Raw genomic sequence first — 17,519 nt, 5'->3', positions numbered from 1 at the left:
CAGGCGGAGAACCGAACATGTCAAATCAGTTGATGGCCGGCAAACGCGGCCTCATCATGGGACTGGCCAATGACAAATCAATCGCATGGGGAATCGCCCGCGCCTTGTCGAATGCCGGGGCCGAGCTGGCCTTTTCCTATCAGGGCGAGGCTTTGAAAAAGCGCGTCGATCCGCTGGCGGCACAATTGGGCAGCGAAATCGTTCTGCCCTGCGACGTCAGTGACGAAGCATCCATCGACGCGCTTTTTGCGGCACTGGAAGAGAAATGGGGCAAGCTGGACTTCATCGTCCACGCCATCGGCTTTTCCGACAAGAACGAGCTGCGCGGTCGCTATGTCGACACCAGCCGCGCGAATTTCAAACTGACGATGGATGTTTCGGTATATTCCTTCACAGCCGTGATGCAGCGTGCTGAAAAGATGATGTCAGAGGGCGGCAGCGCTGTGACCCTGACCTACTACGGCGCCGAGCAGGTCATGCCGCATTATAATGTCATGGGCGTCGCCAAGGCCGCGCTGGAGGCGTCGGTCAAATACCTGGCTGAGGATCTGGGCAAGGATGGGATCCGCGTGAATTCGATCTCGGCCGGGCCGATCAAGACGCTGGCCGCCAGCGGCATCGGCGATTTCCGCTATATCATGAAGTGGAACGAATATAACTCGCCCCTGCGCCGCAACGTGACGATCGATGACGTCGGCAACTCGGCGCTGTACCTGTTGTCGGATCTGTCCAGCGGTGTCACTGGTGAGAATCTGCATGTGGATTCGGGGTATCACATCGTCGGCATGAAGGCCGTTGACGCCCCGGACGTTGAAAAAGGTTAATAACATGAGCGCCAAGGACCGCCTGCCCCACGAAAAAGGCTTTCATATAAGCTGGGACCAGATTCATCGCGATTCGCGTGCGCTGGCCTGGCGTCTTGACGGGCAAGGTCCCGATGATGGCAACTGGCGGGGTGTTGTCGCGATCACGCGCGGCGGCATGGCGCCTGCGATGATCGTCAGCCGAGAACTGGACATCCGTACGGTCGATACGATCAGCGTGCGTTCATACCACCACCAGGAACAGGGTGAAGCAGAGGTGCTGAAATCTCCGGACGCCGACCTGATGGGTGACGGAACCGGTATTCTGATCATCGACGACCTGGTCGACAGCGGAAAGACGTTGGAACTGGTTCGGGACATGTACCCGAATGCGCATTTCGCGACGGTTTACGCCAAACCCAAGGGCCGCCCGATGGTGGATACCTTCATCACCGAAGTCAGCCAGGACACATGGATCTTCTTCCCATGGGATATGGCCCTTCAATATGTCGAGCCGTATCGCGGCACCGATTGATTTCTGATTAGTAGACCGCTCATGACGCTCAGCCGTACCGCCGCAACATTCGCACCTCCGGTGATGGAGGCGCGCCGATGGGTCGAGGGCGTTGCCTTCCCATCCGACCGCCCGTTGATCAACGTAAGCCAGGCGGCCCCGGTTGATCCGCCGCCGCTGGCCTTGCGGCGGGCTATGGCCGAGTTCGCCGTTCGCGAAGACAGCGCACATCTTTACGGCCCGGTATTGGGCAATGACGATCTGCGCGCCGAACTGGCGACGCAGATCAGTTCTCACTATGCGGCGCAGGTAGACGCACCTCGGATCGCCGTCACCTCGGGCTGCAATCAGGCGTTTTCGGCCGTGATATCGGCGATCACCGGCGAAGCGGATGAGGTCATTCTGCCAACCCCCTGGTATTTCAACCACAAAATGTGGCTGGACATGGCCGGAGTGCAGGCCGTGGACCTGCCGACCGGCGACGATCTTTTGCCCGATCCCGAGCGTGCGCGCGCATTGATTACCGACAAGACACGCGCCATTGCGCTGGTCACGCCCAACAATCCGGGCGGCGTCGAATACCCTGCCGAACTGGTCAGAGCCTTCTACAACCTGGCCCGTGAAACCGGGATCCGCCTGATCGTCGATGAAACCTATCGCGATTTCGACAGCCGCAGCGGCCCCCCGCATGATCTGTTTCAGCACCCCGGGTGGGACGAAACGCTTGTCCATCTTTACTCTTTCTCCAAGGCTTATCGTCTGACGGGCCACAGGGTGGGTGCCATCGCAACAAGCCCGGCCTTGTTGGCCGAGGTCGAGAAATTTCTGGATACGGTCGCCATTTGCCCAGGCCAGATCGGCCAGTTCGCAGCGTTGTGGGGTATGCAAAACCTGTCGCAATGGCTGGCCGGCGAGCGTGACGAAATTCTTGACCGCCGCGCAGCCATTGCAGAAGGCATGCCGGCGCTTGAAGCCCGGGGGTGGCGGCTTTTGGGACTTGGCGCCTATTTTGCCTATCTCGAACATCCGTTCGACATGCCGTCAGACGAGCTTGCGCGCCGACTGGTCAGCGAAGCCGGCGTGCTGCTGTTGCCCGGAACCATGTTCATGCCCGATCATGACCCGGCTGGAAAACGGCAGGTGCGCATTGCTTTTGCCAATCTGGATCGGGCCGGGCTGGGCCAATTGTTCGACCGGTTGCAGGACCTGCCCTTCTAAGCTTGCCCCTCGGCGGTGTGCGTCGTATTCAGGGCCGCAACCGACAGGGCAGAACTCTGCCGAAAAAACAAGAGGGCATCATGGCCGCAGGCGCTAAAAGTCTTTCGAAAACCTTTGTCTGGATTCTGATGGGCCTGCTGATGCTGGGCCTTGCGGGATTTGGCGCGGTCAACCTCAGCGGGACGATCCGCACAGTTGCGACAGTCGGCGACGAAAGCATCTCGGTCGATGACTACGTGCGCGAATTGCAGCGCGAGATCCGAGCGGTAGAGGCACAATCCGGGCAACCTTTGCAGATGTCGCAAGCCCGCGACCTGGGTCTGGACCGAAACGCCCTTGCCCGCCTGACCGCTTTGGCTGCGCTGGACAACGAGGTCGGTCAGCTTGGGATTTCCATCGGCGATGAGAACCTTCAGCAAGAAATCATCTCGATCCCGGCATTTCAGGGCGTCAACGGAACGTTTGACCGTGAATCCTATCGCTTTCAGCTGGAGCAGGTCGGCATGACCGATTCCGAGTTCGAATCCGATCTGCGCAAGGAATCCGCCCGAACCATCGTGCAGGGCGCAATCATGGGCGGCGTGAAAATGCCGGCAACGCTGACGGACACGATGATCGATTATATCGGCGCGCGGCGCAGCTTTACGGTTGCAACTGTTGGAACGGAAGCGCTGGATACACCTGTGGCCGAACCAACGGACGCACAGATCCAGGCATTCTATGATGACAATGGGGACCAGTTCATGCTGCCCCGCACCAAGCAGCTGACTTATGCGATTCTGTCGCCGGCTATGTTGGTGGATACGGTCGAAATCGACGAAGACGCGCTGCGCAAGCTTTATGAAGAACGAAACGACGAATACAACCAGCCCGAACGCCGTTTGGTCGAACGTCTGAACTTCCCAAGCGAACAGGCCGCCAAGGACGCTTTGGCGCAGCTTGAGGTTGGCGGCACAACGTTCGAACAGTTGGTTCGGGATCGCGAACTGGAACTGAACGACATCGATCTGGGCGACGTGACGCGTGAGGATCTGGGCGAAGCTGCGGATGCCGTATTTGCGGCCGAGCTTGACACTGTCGTGGGCCCGTTGCCTTCGGTGTTCGGTCCGGCCCTGTTCCGCGTCAACGGATCACTGGCCGCAAACAACGTTCCGTTTGAAGAGGCCGAGCCGGCACTTCGGGAAGAGTTGGCGACTGAACGCGCCCGCCGTCTGATCGAGGCGCAATCCGAAGATATCAACGATATGCTGGCTGGCGGTGCAACGCTGGAAGAACTGGCGGAAGAAACCGAAATGGAACTGGGTCAGATCGACTGGACCCGTGACAGCGACGAAGGCGTTGCGGCCTATGACGGGTTCCGAGCGGCCGCAGAAGCCGTTCAGGAAGGGGATTTCCCTGAAATCGCCTTTCTCGAAGACGGGTCAATTTTTGCCCTGCGCCTGGACGAGGTTCTGCCGCGCCGCCCGGAACCGCTGGAGAGCGCGAGCGACCGTGTCGCCGCGGCCTGGCAACAGGCCGAGACCAACAAAGCCCTACGGGAAAAGGCGGATGCCATTCTGAACCAACTGGCCACTGACGGTGATTTTGCCGCGACCGGTCTGCCCTTCCGCGTCGAAAACGCCCTGACCCGCACCGCGTTTCTGGATGACGTTCCCGCCGATTTCATGACCGAAGTATTCGCCATGGAACCGGGCGAGTTGCGCGTTATTGGCGGCAACGGCGCGGCCTGGATTGTGCGTCTGGACGAAATCCTGCCGCCGGCGGATACGGATGAACTGCGTCAGTTGCGTGATGCCCTGAGCTCGCAGATGGATCAGGCTTTGGCACAGAATATCTTTAACGCCTACGTACGTGATGCCCAGACCCGGGCGCGCCCCGTGGTGGATCAACAGGCGTTGAACGCCGTGCAGGCGAGCTTTTAAACGAGACCGATATGGCCCTGACACCCGATTTCGAAACCTTCGCGCGCGCCTATGATGCGGGCGAAAACCAGGTTGTATATACGCGTCTGGCCGCCGATCTGGACACACCTGTTTCACTGATGCTCAAGCTGACGGGCGCGCAGAAAGATGCGTTCATGCTGGAATCGGTGACAGGCGGTGAGGTTCGTGGCCGCTATTCGATCATTGGCATGAAACCTGATCTGGTTTGGCGCTGTCATGGGGAAACCTCGGAACTGAACCGTTCGGCCCGTTTCGATGCCGAGGCGTTCTCGCCCCAAGATGGCAACCCGATGGACAACCTGCGGGCGCTTCTTGCCGAAAGCCGCATGGAATTGCCCGATGACCTGCCACAGGCCGCTGCCGGGCTGTTCGGGTATCTGGGTTATGACATGGTTCGGCTGGTGGAACACCTTCCGGATGTGAACCCTGATCCACTGGGTTTGCCCGATGCGATCATGCTGCGCCCGTCTGTCATCGCGGTACTGGATGGTGTCAAGGGTGAGGTGACGGTGGTTTCACCTGTCTGGGCCAGCGACGGTCAATCGGCCAAGGCGGCCTATGCCCAGGCGGCTGAGCGTGTGATGGATGCGGTCCGCGACCTGGAACGTGCCATGCCCGCGGAAACCCGCGATCTGGGCGACGCGCGCGAGGTCGCCCCGCCGGTGTCGAACTTCACCAAATCCGGCTATATGGAGGCGGTTGAAAAGGCCAAGGAATACATCCGCGCGGGTGACATCTTTCAGGTTGTCCCGGCACAGCGCTGGACGCAGGATTTTCCGCTGCCGCCTTTTGCTCTCTACCGATCTTTGCGGCGCACGAATCCGTCACCCTTCATGTTCTACTTCAACTTCGGCGGTTTTCAGGTCGTGGGCGCAAGCCCCGAAATCCTGGTGCGTGTGTTTGGCAACGAAGTCACCATACGCCCCATCGCAGGCACGCGCCCACGCGGCGCGACGCCCGAAGAAGACAAGGCGAACGAGCTGGACCTGCTGGCCGACAAGAAAGAACTGGCGGAGCATCTGATGCTGCTGGATCTGGGTCGCAACGATACCGGTCGCGTGTCAAAGATCGGAACCGTGCGTCCGACCGAAGAATTCATCATCGAACGCTACAGCCACGTGATGCACATCGTATCAAACGTTGTAGGCGAACTGGCCGAAGACAAAGACGCGTTGGATGCCTTTTTTGCGGGTATGCCGGCAGGAACGGTTTCGGGCGCACCCAAAGTGCGCGCGATGGAGGTCATCGACGAGCTGGAGCCTGAAAAGCGCGGCGTTTACGGCGGCGGCGTCGGCTATTTCAGCGCGGGCGGAGACATGGACATGTGTATTGCCCTGCGTACCGCCATCGTGAAAGATCAGAAACTCTATATCCAAGCTGGGGGTGGTGTTGTTTACGACAGCGACCCCGAAGCCGAGTTTATGGAAACTGTTCATAAATCCAACGCCATACGGCGCGCAGCAGCTGACGCCGCGCGGTTTACCGGCAACGGAAACGGCTAAAAAACAGAGGCGGCCGATCAGATGATCACCGCCCCTTTTCTTTGCATTCTGCGCAGGTCACTGCACCTGTTTCATCATGACGGCCGAGATCGGAGCCATTGCCACGCGGTTGCCCCGATCTTCCAACCCCCACAGCAACAGGGCTGAAATCGTCTCGGGACGCACGCGTCCCAGCATGACCACTGTCCCTTCCTGACCCGCACGGAACGCGGCCTGATCCAGGAATCTGCGCATGATTTTCGGATCCTGCCGTGCGCCGTCGATATCGCGGAAAACGACACTGGACGGAATTCCGTTTCGCGCCGCCAGTTTCTGCACGGTGTTGAGCCCGTTGTCCTGCGTAATCAGCCCCCGGCCGGTTCCCGCAGCAATCGCGGCGACCTGATCAGCCAGTTTACGATTGCCCTGAATCCCGCTGTTCACACCTTCCAGAATGCCAACCGTTTCCGGCAGGGTATCCAGCCACACCGACAGCGACACCTCGGCGTCCTGCGCGCTTGCGGCCTCGGGCAGATCCGCCAGGGCCAGAACCTCGAACCCGGCCTTGCGGTGACGGGCCATCTTTTCTGCCGCGTCTGGGTCCGATGGGTTCACGGCAAAGCTGATCGGATAGGGAAAGTCCTGCAACGCCTCGGACCCGAATGCACCCTCGTCATCAATCAGAATAATGGACATCAGCGGCTTGGATTCGGGGTTTTCGAACTTTGCCGCAAAACGCTCGATCGGCTTGGTCGATTTCGGCTGTTCGGCCGAGGCCTGTTCCACGACGGGCTCATCATCCCGTTCCGTCAGCGGAACGACGCGTTTTCCGATGATCGAGCTGGCATTTGCTTTCTGCTCACCCCCGATCTGGGGCAGCGCAGCGATGCGCGGCAGTTCACGTGGCATGGTGTCTTCATCGCCTTCCACGGCAATAGGGCTGTTTTCAAAGGGGTTCTGTTCTTCGGCCTCTGTCGACTCTGGCTCCGGTTCTGGCGCTGCTTGTGGCAGAGGGTCCGGTTCGGGCGCAAGCGCGGCCATCTCGGTGTTCTCGGGCTCTGCCGGCGGGGCCGGTGTTTCATCAATGACCGCAGGCAGCACATCGTCTGGCTGAATCGCGGGAACCTGACTTGGCTCTGGCAGGGCGGCGGGTGCTTCGATCACGAATGACACTTCATTTGCATCTGCTGATTCCGGTTGGATCAATTCGTCCGTTGCGGCGCCGACAACTGGCTGGGAATCGACTGATGTTTCCAGACCCGACAGATCGGCCAGATCCTCGCTGGCGTCATCGGCGGCTTCTGGCGCACGCGGGGCCAGTTCCACCAGATCGGCGTCAGAACCGGCCTCAGCCACTTCAGCCGGGCCTTCGGGCGTTTCAGAAATCGTCGGTGCCGGTGCTTCGGTTGCGACAACCGGGGTATTCACCATCGGCGTCTTGAGAGACACGACCGCGCCCAAGATCAAAACAACGATCGCGCCCGCGACCATTCCTCCGAAAAATCCGCCCATTTTCCTGCCTTTCGCCTCTTTCCTCTGCCTCGTCCAGCTCTGCGCCATCTGGTGTGGCGCTCGGCCAATTGAACGCGCCAGAAACGGTATGTCCTCTTGACGCTGCCGCTCAAGCCTGAGCATGTATGTGCGGACATTATACCGTGGCCCGGGGCTGCATCGCCAGCCCGAAATGCCCAAGCGAAGATAAGTGCCCAAATGCTGCTGCTGATCGACAACTACGACTCGTTTACCTACAATTTGGTACATTATTTAGGCGAACTTGGTGCCGAAATGGTCATTCGCCGAAATGATGCGCTGGATGTGCAGGAAGCGATGGCCATGAACCCCGCCGGCATTCTGCTGAGCCCCGGCCCCTGCGACCCGGATCAGGCGGGGATTTGCCTGGTACTGACGGAAGCGGCCGCTGAAACCAAAACGCCGCTGTTGGGGGTTTGCCTGGGCCATCAGACCATAGGCCAGGTGTTTGGCGGCAAGGTGGTTCGATGCCACGAGATCGTTCATGGCAAGATGGGCACGGTGAAGCACACCGGCAAGGGGTTGTTTGCCGGTCTGCCCTCACCCTTTGAGGCAACGCGCTACCATTCGCTGGTGGTCGAGCGCGAGACCCTGCCCGATTGCCTGGAGATCACGGCCGAGCTGGACGACGGCACGATCATGGGATTGCAGCACAAGGAATTGCCAATCCACGGTGTGCAGTTCCATCCGGAATCCATCGCATCCGAGCACGGTCACGCCCTTCTCAAGAACTTCCTGCAAGAACTGAAAGTCCCGGCATGAGCGACGCGCTTAAACCGCTGATCGGAGCCGCTGCCGATCGTCCTTTGACACGTGCCGAGGCCGAAAAAGCCTTTGCCATACTGTTTGATGGCGAAGCCACGCCCAGCCAGATCGGCGGGTTGCTGATGGCCATGCGGACACGCGGTGAGACGGTCGATGAATACGCTGCGGCAGCCGCCGTGATGCGTTCGAAATGCAATGCCGTAAACGCACCCGAGGGGGCGATGGATATCGTCGGCACCGGCGGCGACGGCAAAGGCACCCTGAACATCTCGACCGCGACCGCTTTTGTCGTGGCCGGTGCCGGAGTCACGGTCGCGAAACACGGCAATCGCAACCTGAGCTCCAAATCCGGCGCGGCGGATGCGTTGGGCCAGATGGGCATCAACGTCATGGTTGGCCCTCAAGTTGTTGAAAATGCGCTGAAAGACGTTGGTATCGGCTTCATGATGGCGCCTATGCACCACCCTGCCATCGCCCATGTGATGCCGTCCCGGCAAGAATTGGGAACGCGCACGATCTTCAATATTCTCGGGCCCCTGACCAACCCTGCCGGCGTCAAACGGCAATTGACCGGTGCCTTCAGCCGCGACCTGATCCGGCCGATGGCCGAAACGCTTGGCCTACTGGGCTCGGACCGGGCCTGGCTGGTGCATGGTTCGGACGGGACGGACGAGCTTACGATCACCGGCATCAGCTGGGTCGCCGCTCTGGAAGACGGGATTGTGAAAGAGGTCGAACTGCACCCCGAAGACGCAGGTCTTCCGGTGCATCCGTTCGAGGACATCATCGGTGGCTTGCCCGAGGAAAACGCCGTTGCGTTCCGGGCTTTGCTGGAGGGTGCACCGTCCGCGTATCGTGACGCGGTGTTGCTGAATTCGGCTGCCGCTCTGGTCGTCGCCGAAGCGGCAAATGATCTGCGCGAAGGCGTGGCCATGGCTGCTGAAAGCATCGACAGTGGCAATGCCAAAAACAAAATCACGGCCTTGGCCGCCAAGACACAGGAAGCCGCATGACCGAAACCGTTCTGGACAGAATCAAAGCCTACAAACTGGAAGAAGTCGCGGCGGACAAAGCGCAGAAATCCCTGGAAACACTGGAAAGCGAGGCCCGGTCCGCCTCGGAACCCCGTGGCTTTGCCAGTGCGTTGCAACACGCCTCACGGCAAGGCTATGGCCTGATCGCCGAGATCAAGAAAGCCAGCCCGTCCAAAGGACTGATCCGGCCGGATTTCGACCCGCCCGTTCTTGCAAAGGCTTATGAAGATGGTGGCGCGACATGTTTGTCCGTCCTGACCGACACCCCCAGCTTTCAGGGCAAGAAAGAGTATCTGACGCAGGCGCGCGAGGCGACGTCCCTGCCCGCCTTGCGCAAGGATTTCATGTACGACCCGTATCAGGTGGTCGAAGCACGCGCCTTGGGGGCGGATTGCATTCTGATCATCATGGCCTCGGTCAGTGATGATCAGGCGGCTGAACTGGAAGACACTGCATTCGATTGGGGAATGGATGTTCTGATCGAAGTACACGACGAAGCAGAGCTTGAACGCGCGGCACAGCTGAAAAGCCCGCTGATCGGTATTAACAACCGCAATCTGAAGACATTCGAGACAACGCTCGACACGACGCGCCGCCTGTCCAAGCTGGTGCCCGCCGATCGCACCATCGTGTGCGAAAGCGGACTGGGTACACCAGACGATCTGAAGGACATTGCACGCTATGGTGCCCGCTGCTTTTTGATCGGAGAAAGCCTGATGCGCCAGGACGATGTTGAAGCGGCAACACGCCATATCCTGTCAAACCCGCTGATCCCCGGAGTGATGTGATGCCACTGACCCATTTCGATGCCCAAGGTCAGGCACATATGGTCGATGTCTCGGACAAGGAGGTGACGGATCGCATCGCCGTTGCCGAAGGTCACATCAGGATGGCGCCGGAAACCTTTGAAATCATTTCCGAAGGTCGCGCCAAGAAAGGCGATGTTCTGGGCATTGCCCGTTTGGCCGGCATCATGGGCGCAAAGAAGACGCCGGACCTCATTCCGCTGTGTCATCCTTTGCCGGTGACCAAAGTGGCCGTAGAGCTGACTCTTGACCCGGACCTGCCGGGTGTTCGGATCCAGGCCACCGTCAAGACCTCGGGCCAGACCGGGGTTGAGATGGAAGCGCTGACCGCCGTATCGACAGCCGCCTTGACCGTATACGACATGACCAAGGCCGTCGATAAGGCGATGGAGATAGGCGGCATTCGCGTTCTGCTCAAAGATGGCGGTAAATCAGGGCGTTACGAGGCGAAATGATTACTGTCGAAGAGGCGCGCGCCCTGTTGTTCGATCTTGTGGGGCCATTGCCGGCCGAAGAGGTTCCACTGGCCCAGTCCGCAGGGCGCGTTCTGTCGCGGGACGTCACGGCCACGCGGGATCAGCCGCCTTTTGCCGCCTCTTCCATGGATGGCTATGCAGTCAAATCTGACGAGGTCGAACTGCACGCCATGTTCAAAGTCGTGGGCGAGTCAGCGGCCGGGCGTCGTTTTGAGGGCGCTGTAGGCCCCGGACAGGCCGTTCGCATCTATACCGGCGCCCCTGTGCCCGAGGGCGCGGATTTCGTTGTGATTCAAGAGGATACGGACCGCCGCGGTGATCTGCTGACAATCACGGACACACCCGGCGCCAAAACGAACATCCGACCCGCTGGCGTGGATTTCAAGGCTGGCACGTCCATATCGGCCCCGCGATTGATCCGCGCTGAAGATATGGCCTTGATGGCCGCGATGAACATCCCTCGCGTCCCTGTGTCGCGCAAACCCGTGATCGCCCTCATCTCGACTGGTGATGAGTTGGTCATGCCCGGGGAAGAACCCGGCCCGGATCAGATCATTGCATCGAACACATTTGGCCTGAAGGCAATGCTCGAAGGATTGGGGGCTGTGGTGCGCGTGCTTCCGATCGCACGGGACACTGTTTCGTCACTTGAAACGGCCTTTGGTCTTGCGCAGGGGGCGGATCTGGTCGTGACGATCGGCGGGGCGTCGGTTGGCGATTATGACCTCGTGTCGGACGTCTCGCAGGGGTTGGGGATGAAGCAATCCTTCTACAAGATCCGAATGCGCCCCGGGAAACCCCTGATGGCCGGTCGTATTGGCAACGCGGCGATGGTCGGGTTGCCGGGCAATCCGGTCAGCGCCATGGTCTGCGGCTATCTGTTTCTGGCTCCGATGGTGCGCCGGATGCTGGGGCTTGAACAGGTGCTGCCGCCCTTCCGCACGGCCCGGCTGAGTGGTCCTTTGCCCGAGAATGGCCCGCGCGAGCATTATATGCGCGCCGTGGTGACGGATGCCGGTATCGAAGCTTGCGCAGATCAGGACAGTTCCCTTCTCAGCGTATTGGCTCAGTCCAACGCGCTTTTGGTCCGCGCCCCACACGATCCGGCGCGCGACATCCGGGAAATGGTCGAATACCTGCCGATCTGACCTGCCCTCAAATTCGTTGACACAAAACGTGAACATGCGTAGAACAAAAGAAAACGAATGAGCGACGAGGTGTGAGCGATGCTGACCAAGAAGCAATTGGATTTGCTGGAATTCATCCACAAACGCGTGCAGGCGGACGGTGTTCCGCCCAGTTTTGATGAAATGAAGGCTGCTCTCGACCTGCGGTCGAAGTCCGGCATTCACCGGTTGATCACCGCATTGGAAGAACGTGGGTTTATCCGCCGCCTTGCCCATCGCGCTCGGGCCATTGAGATCGTGAAATTGCCCGAAAGCCTTGGCGGTGAGCCGACAGCTGGATTTACGCCACGTGTGATCGAAGGCGACCGGCCCAAGGGCCCCCGCCCTGCGAACGTGGAGCCTGTATCGGTGGACGCGCTCGAGCTGCCGGTCATGGGCCGGATCGCAGCCGGTGTTCCCATCGAAGCAATCAGCCATGTATCGCATCACGTGGCCGTTCCCGGCCCCATGGTTTCGGGACAGGGTCAGCACTATGCATTGGAAGTTCGCGGCGACTCGATGATCGACGCTGGCATCAATGACGGTGACGTGGTCGTCATCCGAGAAACCTCGACCGCGGATAACGGCGACATCGTGGTTGCCTTGGTCGAGGATCAGGAAGCGACCCTCAAGCGGTACCTCCGCCGCGGCAACGCAATCGCGCTTGAGGCTGCAAACCCGGCTTATGAGACGCGCGTCCTGCCCGAAGAAAAGGTCAAGGTTCAGGGCCGGTTGGTCGGACTGATCCGCACCTATTGAGCCTGATTGGAATGACGGTCCCCGGCAGGTTTCGGGGACCAAAGCCGATGACCTGTCATGTCCGCGCTCGAGGTCAGCTTTCCGTTCGAAACCGACAGGCTGCCGGTTTCGTACAACCGTTCCGGATCGAATACTCCGCACGAACCTTGCAGGGCAAGCGCAACGGCCGAGATGATGATCTGGTTTTCCTGACATTCATCAAACACCCGCGCCGCCCGTTTTCCGGTGATATGGATGATCTCAAAATCCTTCAGCGGGTATCGTTGCACGATGTCGCTGTCCGGCCATCTGAGCGCCGCCTCGATCTGATCAACGCCGTCCCCGTCATTTTCAAGCCAGACACCGGCGACAAACCCGCTGCCTTTGCTTTTGCTGAGGGCCCGCCCCTTGTCGGTCATGACCCCTACCAATCCGCCGTTTTCAGCGATCAGGACATCCGGTCTGTGCCCCGAGTTCCAAAGCAGAAATGCCAGGACAACAGGCACTGCTCCGGCCCGCCGTGCATGTCCCTGCCACAAGGCCATCCACAAGGCGCCGAATGCGACCAGGGGCAGGATGTACCAAGGCGGGCTGACCACAAAACCCTGCGCGCCATCAAGGTGCGATACCCAGTCGGAAACCGTAAGGATCCAATGCAACGCCCAACCCATGACGGTCAGGGCAATTGCCTCCAGTCCAAACGGGGCCAGAAGCGCCGCGACGACGGCGGAGGGCACGACAAAAAGGCCCATGACAGGAACGGAAAGCAGGTTGGCCAGCAGACCGTAATGGGACATCGTATTGAAATGCGCTGCACCTATGGGGGCTGTTGCAAGGCCTGCAATTGCCGATGACATCACCACGCCGGCGACTGGCTTCAGCCAGTTTGGGCCGGGCATCGGGCGCATCTCTCGCAACGCTCCGAAGACGGCGACCAAGGCTGTGGTTGCGGCGAAGGACATTTGAAATCCGGGGCTCAGCAGCGACTCGGGCCGAAGAACCAGCACGATTACGGCGGCAACAGCAACCGCACGCAGCGAAATCGCGCGTCGGTCGATCAATACGGCGCCCAGCATGACGCTGACCATGACAAAGGCCCGTTCGGTTGCAACGTTGCCGCCGGACAACAACAGATAAAGGGTTGCGGCACAAAGCGCGAGAACAGCAGCCACCTTCCGAACCGGAAGTCGCAACGCCACGGGGGGGCACAACGACAGCCCCAACCGACACGCGACGAATACGAAGCCTGTCAGAAGCCCCATATGAAGCCCGGAAATGGCCAGCAGATGGGCCAGATTGGACGCCCGCAAGGATGATAGCGTCTCCTGCCCCATCCCGCTGCGATCTCCGGTGGTGACGGCGGCGGCAAATCCACCGATTTCACCGGGCAGAATCTGCCTGACCCGCTGCGAAATGGCCATGCGGATCGCAGTGACCCGAATGCCGTCGATCCCCTCGGTCGCTGGCGCGATGGTCATGATCGGGACGCGGGTATAGCCGACCGCGCCCAATCGTTGAAACCAGGCATGTCGGCGAAAGTCGAAACCTCCGGGCTCGACCGGGCCCTGCGGCGGCGAAAGATGACCTGTGGTCATAATACGCTGCCCCGGTGCAATTGCGCCCGTTGGAACATGAACGGAAAGACGGATGCGCTGCGGCCTGCGCTCCTGAGGTACATCCCCTATGCGTACCTGATCAAGCGTCAACCGCAACGCATCCGAGGCAGACCGATCCATGGCGACGACCCTCCCCTCGACAGGGCCATAATATCGCCACGACAGTACCGGTTCTGCCACCATATGGGCGCGAACGCCTGCCAGAATGAAACCGGCAGCGATCAGCGCCCCCCCGATTGCCAACGTTCCTACCCCCGGTGGCAGCCGGCGGCGCAAGGCGACAAGAGCGATTCCAAGACAGACAAGACCGGCATAGACTGACCAATCCGGCTCGACGCGGACGCCGAAATAAAGACCAATCCCCGTCGCCAGCAAAACCGGCGTCCAAGGGAAAAGGTAGCCTGTCTGGCGCAGCAGCGCGGCCTCGACCCGTGCAAGAACACGCATGGTTGCCCCCGTCCTTCGGGCTCGTTAGACAGGCTTCAAACTATGCCAGATACGGTTACCAAAAGGTTAATCCTCACCATGACTGAACAGGTCGTCACTCGTTTTGCCCCCTCGCCCACCGGTTTCCTGCATATCGGCGGCGCGCGCACTGCATTGTTCAATTGGCTGTATGCGCGTGGTCGGGGCGGCAAATTCCTGCTGCGGATCGAAGACACCGATCGCGAACGTTCGACACCCGAGGCGACCGCCGCGATCCTTCAGGGCATGGCCTGGCTTGGCCTTGATCACGACGGTGATGTGATCAGCCAGTTCGAAGGGGCTGCCCGTCACGCCGAGGTCGCGCATCAGTTGCTGGCCGAGGGCAAAGCCTACAAGTGTTTTTCGACCCAGGAAGAAATCGCGGCTTTCCGGGACCAGGCGCGCAGCGAAGGGAAATCAACCCTGTTCCGCAGCCCATGGCGTGACGCCGATCCTGCGACACATCCGGATGCACCTTTTGCCATACGCATCAAGGCGCCTCAGGACGGGGTGACCGTGATCCACGATCAGGTTCAGGGCGATGTGAGCATCCGCAATGACCAGTTGGACGACATGATTCTTCTGCGCTCGGACGGAACACCCGTCTACATGCTGGCAGTCGTTGTCGACGATCACGACATGGGTGTCACCCATGTCATCCGCGGCGACGATCACCTCAACAACGCCGCGCGGCAAATGATGATCTACGAAGCCATGGGCTGGGACGTTCCGGTCTGGGCGCATATCCCGCTGATTCACGGGCCGGACGGCAAGAAGCTGTCCAAGCGCCATGGTGCTCTTGGAGCGCAGGAGTATCAGGCCATGGGCTATCCCGCAGCCGGGATGCGCAATTACCTGGCCCGGCTGGGCTGGAGTCATGGCGACGATGAGTTTTTCACGGATGCGCAGGCAAAGGACTGGTTCGATCTGGACGGGATCGGCAAAAGCCCTGCACGGTTTGATCTGAAAAAGCTTGAAAACCTGTGTGGACAGCATATCGCAATCTCGGTTGATGCTGCACTGCGGCAAGAGATCGAAGCATATCTGGCCGCAGCAGACCTTCCGCCCCTTACCGAAACACAATCCAGTGATCTGGAACGTGCGATGTATTGCCTCAAGGACCGGGCGCGCACTTTCCCGGAACTGCTTGAAAAGGCTCATTTTGCACTGACAAACCGCCCGATCGTTCCGGATGAAAAGGCGGCAAAGGCACTGGCAACTGTATCCGATGGTATACTGACGGAATTGACGCCGCATCTGCAAAATGTTAGCTGGTCGCGGAACGAACTGGAGGAGGCCCTGAATTCCTTTGCCGAGTCAAAGGAGCTCAAGTTCGGCAAGCTGGCCGGTCCGCTGAGGGCCGCCCTGGCGGGTCGGGCCGTTACGCCTTCGGTTTTTGACATGATGCTTGTGCTGGGACGGGAAGAAACCCTGGCGCGGCTTTCTGAAGCAGCGAAATAACCCAAGCTTCATAAAGGGGTAACGCTGCTCCGCTAACACCCGGACTGCGCGTCCACGCGCAGTCATTGCCCGTATCACCGGAGGTATCTCTGGCGTGCGCATGAATGAAGAAGGGACAACCATGACTGATAGCAACAAAACAGCCACTCTGACCGTTCACGGCAAAGAGTATGAGTTGCCTGTTCATTCTCCGACCGCTGGTCCGGATGTCATTGATATCCGAAAGCTTTATGGTCAGGCCGGCGTCTTCACGTACGATCCCGGGTTCACTTCGACCGCTAGCTGCGACAGCACCATCACCTATATCGACGGCGAAAAAGGCGAACTGCTGCACCGCGGCTATCCGATCGACCAACTGGCCGAGAAATCGCATTTCCTCGAAGTCTGCTATCTTCTGCTGTACGGAGAACTGCCGGCGGCAAAGGATCTTGAGAAATTCGAGACCACGATCACACGCCACACCATGCTGCACGAGCAGATGCAGTATTTCTATCGCGGTTTCCGCCGCGACGCGCACCCGATGGCCATCATGGTCGGCGTTGTCGGCGCGATGTCGGCCTTCTATCACGATTCAACGGATATCTCGGACCCGCAGCAGCGTGAAATCGCATCGCATCGTCTGATCGCCAAGATGCCGACTATTGCTGCATGGGCCTACAAGTATCACACTGGTCAGCCTTTCGTGTATCCGCGCAACGATCTGGACTATGCCTCGAACTTCCTGCGCATGTGTTTCAGCGTTCCTGCCGAGGAATATGAGGTCAACCCGATCCTCAGCCGCGCCATGGACCGCATCTTTACGCTGCATGCGGATCACGAACAGAATGCCTCGACATCGACCGTGCGTCTGGCGTCGTCCTCGGGGGCAAACCCGTTTGCCTGTATCGCCGCTGGCATCGCTTGCCTTTGGGGTCCGGCACATGGTGGCGCAAATCAGGCCTGCCTGGAGATGCTGGAAGAGATCGGCACCGTTGATCGCATCCCCGAGTTTATTGCCCGCGCCAAAGACAAGAACGATCCGTTCCGCCTGATGGGCTTTGGTCACCGCGTTTACAAGAATTTCGACCCGCGCGCCAAAGTGATGAAGCAATCGGCTGACGAAGTTCTTGATCTGCTGGGCGTTGAAGACAACCCGAAATTGCAGGTTGCCAAGGAACTGGAACGCGAAGCGCTGGAAGACCCGTACTTCGCCGATAAAAAGCTGTTCCCGAATGTCGACTTCTACTCGGGCATCATCCTCGAAGCGATGGGATTCCCGACCTCGATGTTCACGCCGATCTTCGCCCTGTCACGCACTGTTGGCTGGGTCAGCCAGTGGAAAGAGATGATCGCCGATCCGCAAAACAAAATCGGCCGCCCGCGTCAGCTGTACCTGGGCGAAACGCTGCGCGATTACGTGGATATCGAAAATCGCTGATACGCGCCTCACGTCAATCTGTTTCGAAGGCCCCGGTACTGCCGGGGTCTTTTTGTTTGGGCTGAAGCAATGAGAGCGCGAAGACC

Annotated in this window: 15 protein-coding genes; 13 read left to right on the top strand and 2 right to left on the bottom strand. The window is 59.6% G+C overall.

The window, feature by feature from the left end; genetic code table 11:
- Window positions 1–17: 17 nt before the first annotated feature.
- The 5 genes from fabI (at window position 18) to trpE (ending at window position 5,980) form a co-directional block, all read left to right on the top strand.
- Window positions 18–824 (top strand): enoyl-ACP reductase FabI, encoded by an 807-nt coding sequence (gene fabI, locus GS612_RS06425; RefSeq protein WP_171167969.1) that lies wholly within the window; start codon window positions 18–20, stop codon window positions 822–824.
- 4 nt (window positions 825–828) lie between these two features.
- Window positions 829–1,338, top strand: a complete 510-nt coding sequence (gene gpt / locus GS612_RS06420) for a xanthine phosphoribosyltransferase (RefSeq protein WP_152458089.1) — start codon at window positions 829–831, stop codon at window positions 1,336–1,338.
- Window positions 1,339–1,359: 21 nt separating this feature from the next.
- On the top strand, window positions 1,360–2,535 hold the full coding sequence (locus GS612_RS06415; protein WP_171639437.1) for an aminotransferase: 1,176 nt from the start codon (window positions 1,360–1,362) through the stop codon (window positions 2,533–2,535).
- Window positions 2,536–2,615: 80 nt separating this feature from the next.
- Complete coding sequence (locus GS612_RS06410; RefSeq protein WP_171639436.1) at window positions 2,616–4,457, top strand: peptidylprolyl isomerase; 1,842 nt, start codon at window positions 2,616–2,618, stop codon at window positions 4,455–4,457.
- Between the two features lie 11 nt (window positions 4,458–4,468).
- Window positions 4,469–5,980, top strand: a complete 1,512-nt coding sequence (trpE, locus tag GS612_RS06405) for an anthranilate synthase component I (protein WP_171639435.1) — start codon at window positions 4,469–4,471, stop codon at window positions 5,978–5,980.
- A gap of 57 nt (window positions 5,981–6,037) precedes the next feature.
- Here the strand turns inward: trpE and GS612_RS06400 are convergent, their stop codons facing one another.
- Window positions 6,038–7,471 carry a polysaccharide deacteylase family 2 protein gene (locus GS612_RS06400; protein WP_171639434.1) on the bottom strand — a complete coding sequence of 478 codons (1,434 nt, stop codon included), beginning with the start codon at window positions 7,469–7,471 and terminating at the stop codon, window positions 6,038–6,040.
- A 198-nt stretch (window positions 7,472–7,669) separates the two neighbouring features.
- On the opposite strand from GS612_RS06400, the gene GS612_RS06395 reads away from it, so the two are divergent.
- From GS612_RS06395 to lexA, 6 genes are all read left to right on the top strand, one after another.
- A complete protein-coding gene (locus GS612_RS06395) occupies window positions 7,670–8,251 on the top strand; it encodes an aminodeoxychorismate/anthranilate synthase component II (protein ID WP_171639433.1) in 582 nt (193 codons plus the stop codon).
- Window positions 8,248–9,267, top strand: a complete 1,020-nt coding sequence (gene trpD / locus GS612_RS06390) for an anthranilate phosphoribosyltransferase (protein ID WP_171639432.1) — start codon at window positions 8,248–8,250, stop codon at window positions 9,265–9,267. The genes GS612_RS06395 and trpD overlap by 4 nt, the downstream gene beginning before the upstream one ends.
- Entirely contained in the window at window positions 9,264–10,076 is an 813-nt protein-coding gene (gene trpC / locus GS612_RS06385) for an indole-3-glycerol phosphate synthase TrpC (RefSeq protein WP_171639431.1), read from the top strand. Before trpD ends, trpC begins: the two co-directional genes overlap by 4 nt.
- Window positions 10,076–10,549 (top strand): cyclic pyranopterin monophosphate synthase MoaC, encoded by a 474-nt coding sequence (gene moaC, locus GS612_RS06380; RefSeq protein WP_171228256.1) that lies wholly within the window; start codon window positions 10,076–10,078, stop codon window positions 10,547–10,549. The genes trpC and moaC overlap by 1 nt, the downstream gene beginning before the upstream one ends.
- On the top strand, window positions 10,546–11,718 hold the full coding sequence (gene glp / locus GS612_RS06375) for a gephyrin-like molybdotransferase Glp (protein WP_171639430.1): 1,173 nt from the start codon (window positions 10,546–10,548) through the stop codon (window positions 11,716–11,718). Before moaC ends, glp begins: the two co-directional genes overlap by 4 nt.
- A 78-nt stretch (window positions 11,719–11,796) precedes the next feature.
- Window positions 11,797–12,495 (top strand): transcriptional repressor LexA, encoded by a 699-nt coding sequence (lexA, locus tag GS612_RS06370; protein WP_171167952.1) that lies wholly within the window; start codon window positions 11,797–11,799, stop codon window positions 12,493–12,495.
- Here lexA and GS612_RS06365 read toward each other — a convergent pair.
- Entirely contained in the window at window positions 12,489–14,537 is a 2,049-nt protein-coding gene (locus GS612_RS06365) for a ComEC/Rec2 family competence protein (protein WP_171639429.1), read from the bottom strand. The two genes, lexA and GS612_RS06365, sit on opposite strands and share 7 nt — an antisense overlap.
- A gap of 78 nt (window positions 14,538–14,615) precedes the next feature.
- On the opposite strand from GS612_RS06365, the gene gltX reads away from it, so the two are divergent.
- A complete protein-coding gene (gene gltX / locus GS612_RS06360) occupies window positions 14,616–16,016 on the top strand; it encodes a glutamate--tRNA ligase (protein ID WP_171639428.1) in 1,401 nt (466 codons plus the stop codon).
- 121 nt (window positions 16,017–16,137) lie between these two features.
- On the top strand, window positions 16,138–17,433 hold the full coding sequence (gltA, locus tag GS612_RS06355) for a citrate synthase (protein WP_152458102.1): 1,296 nt from the start codon (window positions 16,138–16,140) through the stop codon (window positions 17,431–17,433).
- The last annotated feature ends 86 nt before the right edge of the window (window positions 17,434–17,519 follow it).

It is taken from the genome of Ruegeria sp. HKCCD6157, assembly GCF_013110685.1.
Lineage (GTDB): Bacteria > Pseudomonadota > Alphaproteobacteria > Rhodobacterales > Rhodobacteraceae > Ruegeria.
This window is presented reverse-complemented; position numbering and strand designations above follow the sequence as displayed.

Bases quoted from the DNA above. Each gene is read 5' to 3' on its own strand.
- fabI (WP_171167969.1), top strand. From the start codon at position 18: ATGTCAAATCAGTTGATGGCCGGCAAACGCGGCCTCATCATGGGACTG.
- gpt (WP_152458089.1), top strand. From the start codon at position 829: ATGAGCGCCAAGGACCGCCTGCCCCACGAAAAAGGCTTTCATATAAGC.
- GS612_RS06415 (WP_171639437.1), top strand. From the start codon at position 1,360: ATGACGCTCAGCCGTACCGCCGCAACATTCGCACCTCCGGTGATGGAG.
- GS612_RS06410 (WP_171639436.1), top strand. From the start codon at position 2,616: ATGGCCGCAGGCGCTAAAAGTCTTTCGAAAACCTTTGTCTGGATTCTG.
- trpE (WP_171639435.1), top strand. From the start codon at position 4,469: ATGGCCCTGACACCCGATTTCGAAACCTTCGCGCGCGCCTATGATGCG.
- GS612_RS06400 (WP_171639434.1), bottom strand. From the start codon at position 7,471: ATGGGCGGATTTTTCGGAGGAATGGTCGCGGGCGCGATCGTTGTTTTG.
- GS612_RS06395 (WP_171639433.1), top strand. From the start codon at position 7,670: ATGCTGCTGCTGATCGACAACTACGACTCGTTTACCTACAATTTGGTA.
- trpD (WP_171639432.1), top strand. From the start codon at position 8,248: ATGAGCGACGCGCTTAAACCGCTGATCGGAGCCGCTGCCGATCGTCCT.
- trpC (WP_171639431.1), top strand. From the start codon at position 9,264: ATGACCGAAACCGTTCTGGACAGAATCAAAGCCTACAAACTGGAAGAA.
- moaC (WP_171228256.1), top strand. From the start codon at position 10,076: ATGCCACTGACCCATTTCGATGCCCAAGGTCAGGCACATATGGTCGAT.
- glp (WP_171639430.1), top strand. From the start codon at position 10,546: ATGATTACTGTCGAAGAGGCGCGCGCCCTGTTGTTCGATCTTGTGGGG.
- lexA (WP_171167952.1), top strand. From the start codon at position 11,797: ATGCTGACCAAGAAGCAATTGGATTTGCTGGAATTCATCCACAAACGC.
- GS612_RS06365 (WP_171639429.1), bottom strand. From the start codon at position 14,537: ATGCGTGTTCTTGCACGGGTCGAGGCCGCGCTGCTGCGCCAGACAGGC.
- gltX (WP_171639428.1), top strand. From the start codon at position 14,616: ATGACTGAACAGGTCGTCACTCGTTTTGCCCCCTCGCCCACCGGTTTC.
- gltA (WP_152458102.1), top strand. From the start codon at position 16,138: ATGACTGATAGCAACAAAACAGCCACTCTGACCGTTCACGGCAAAGAG.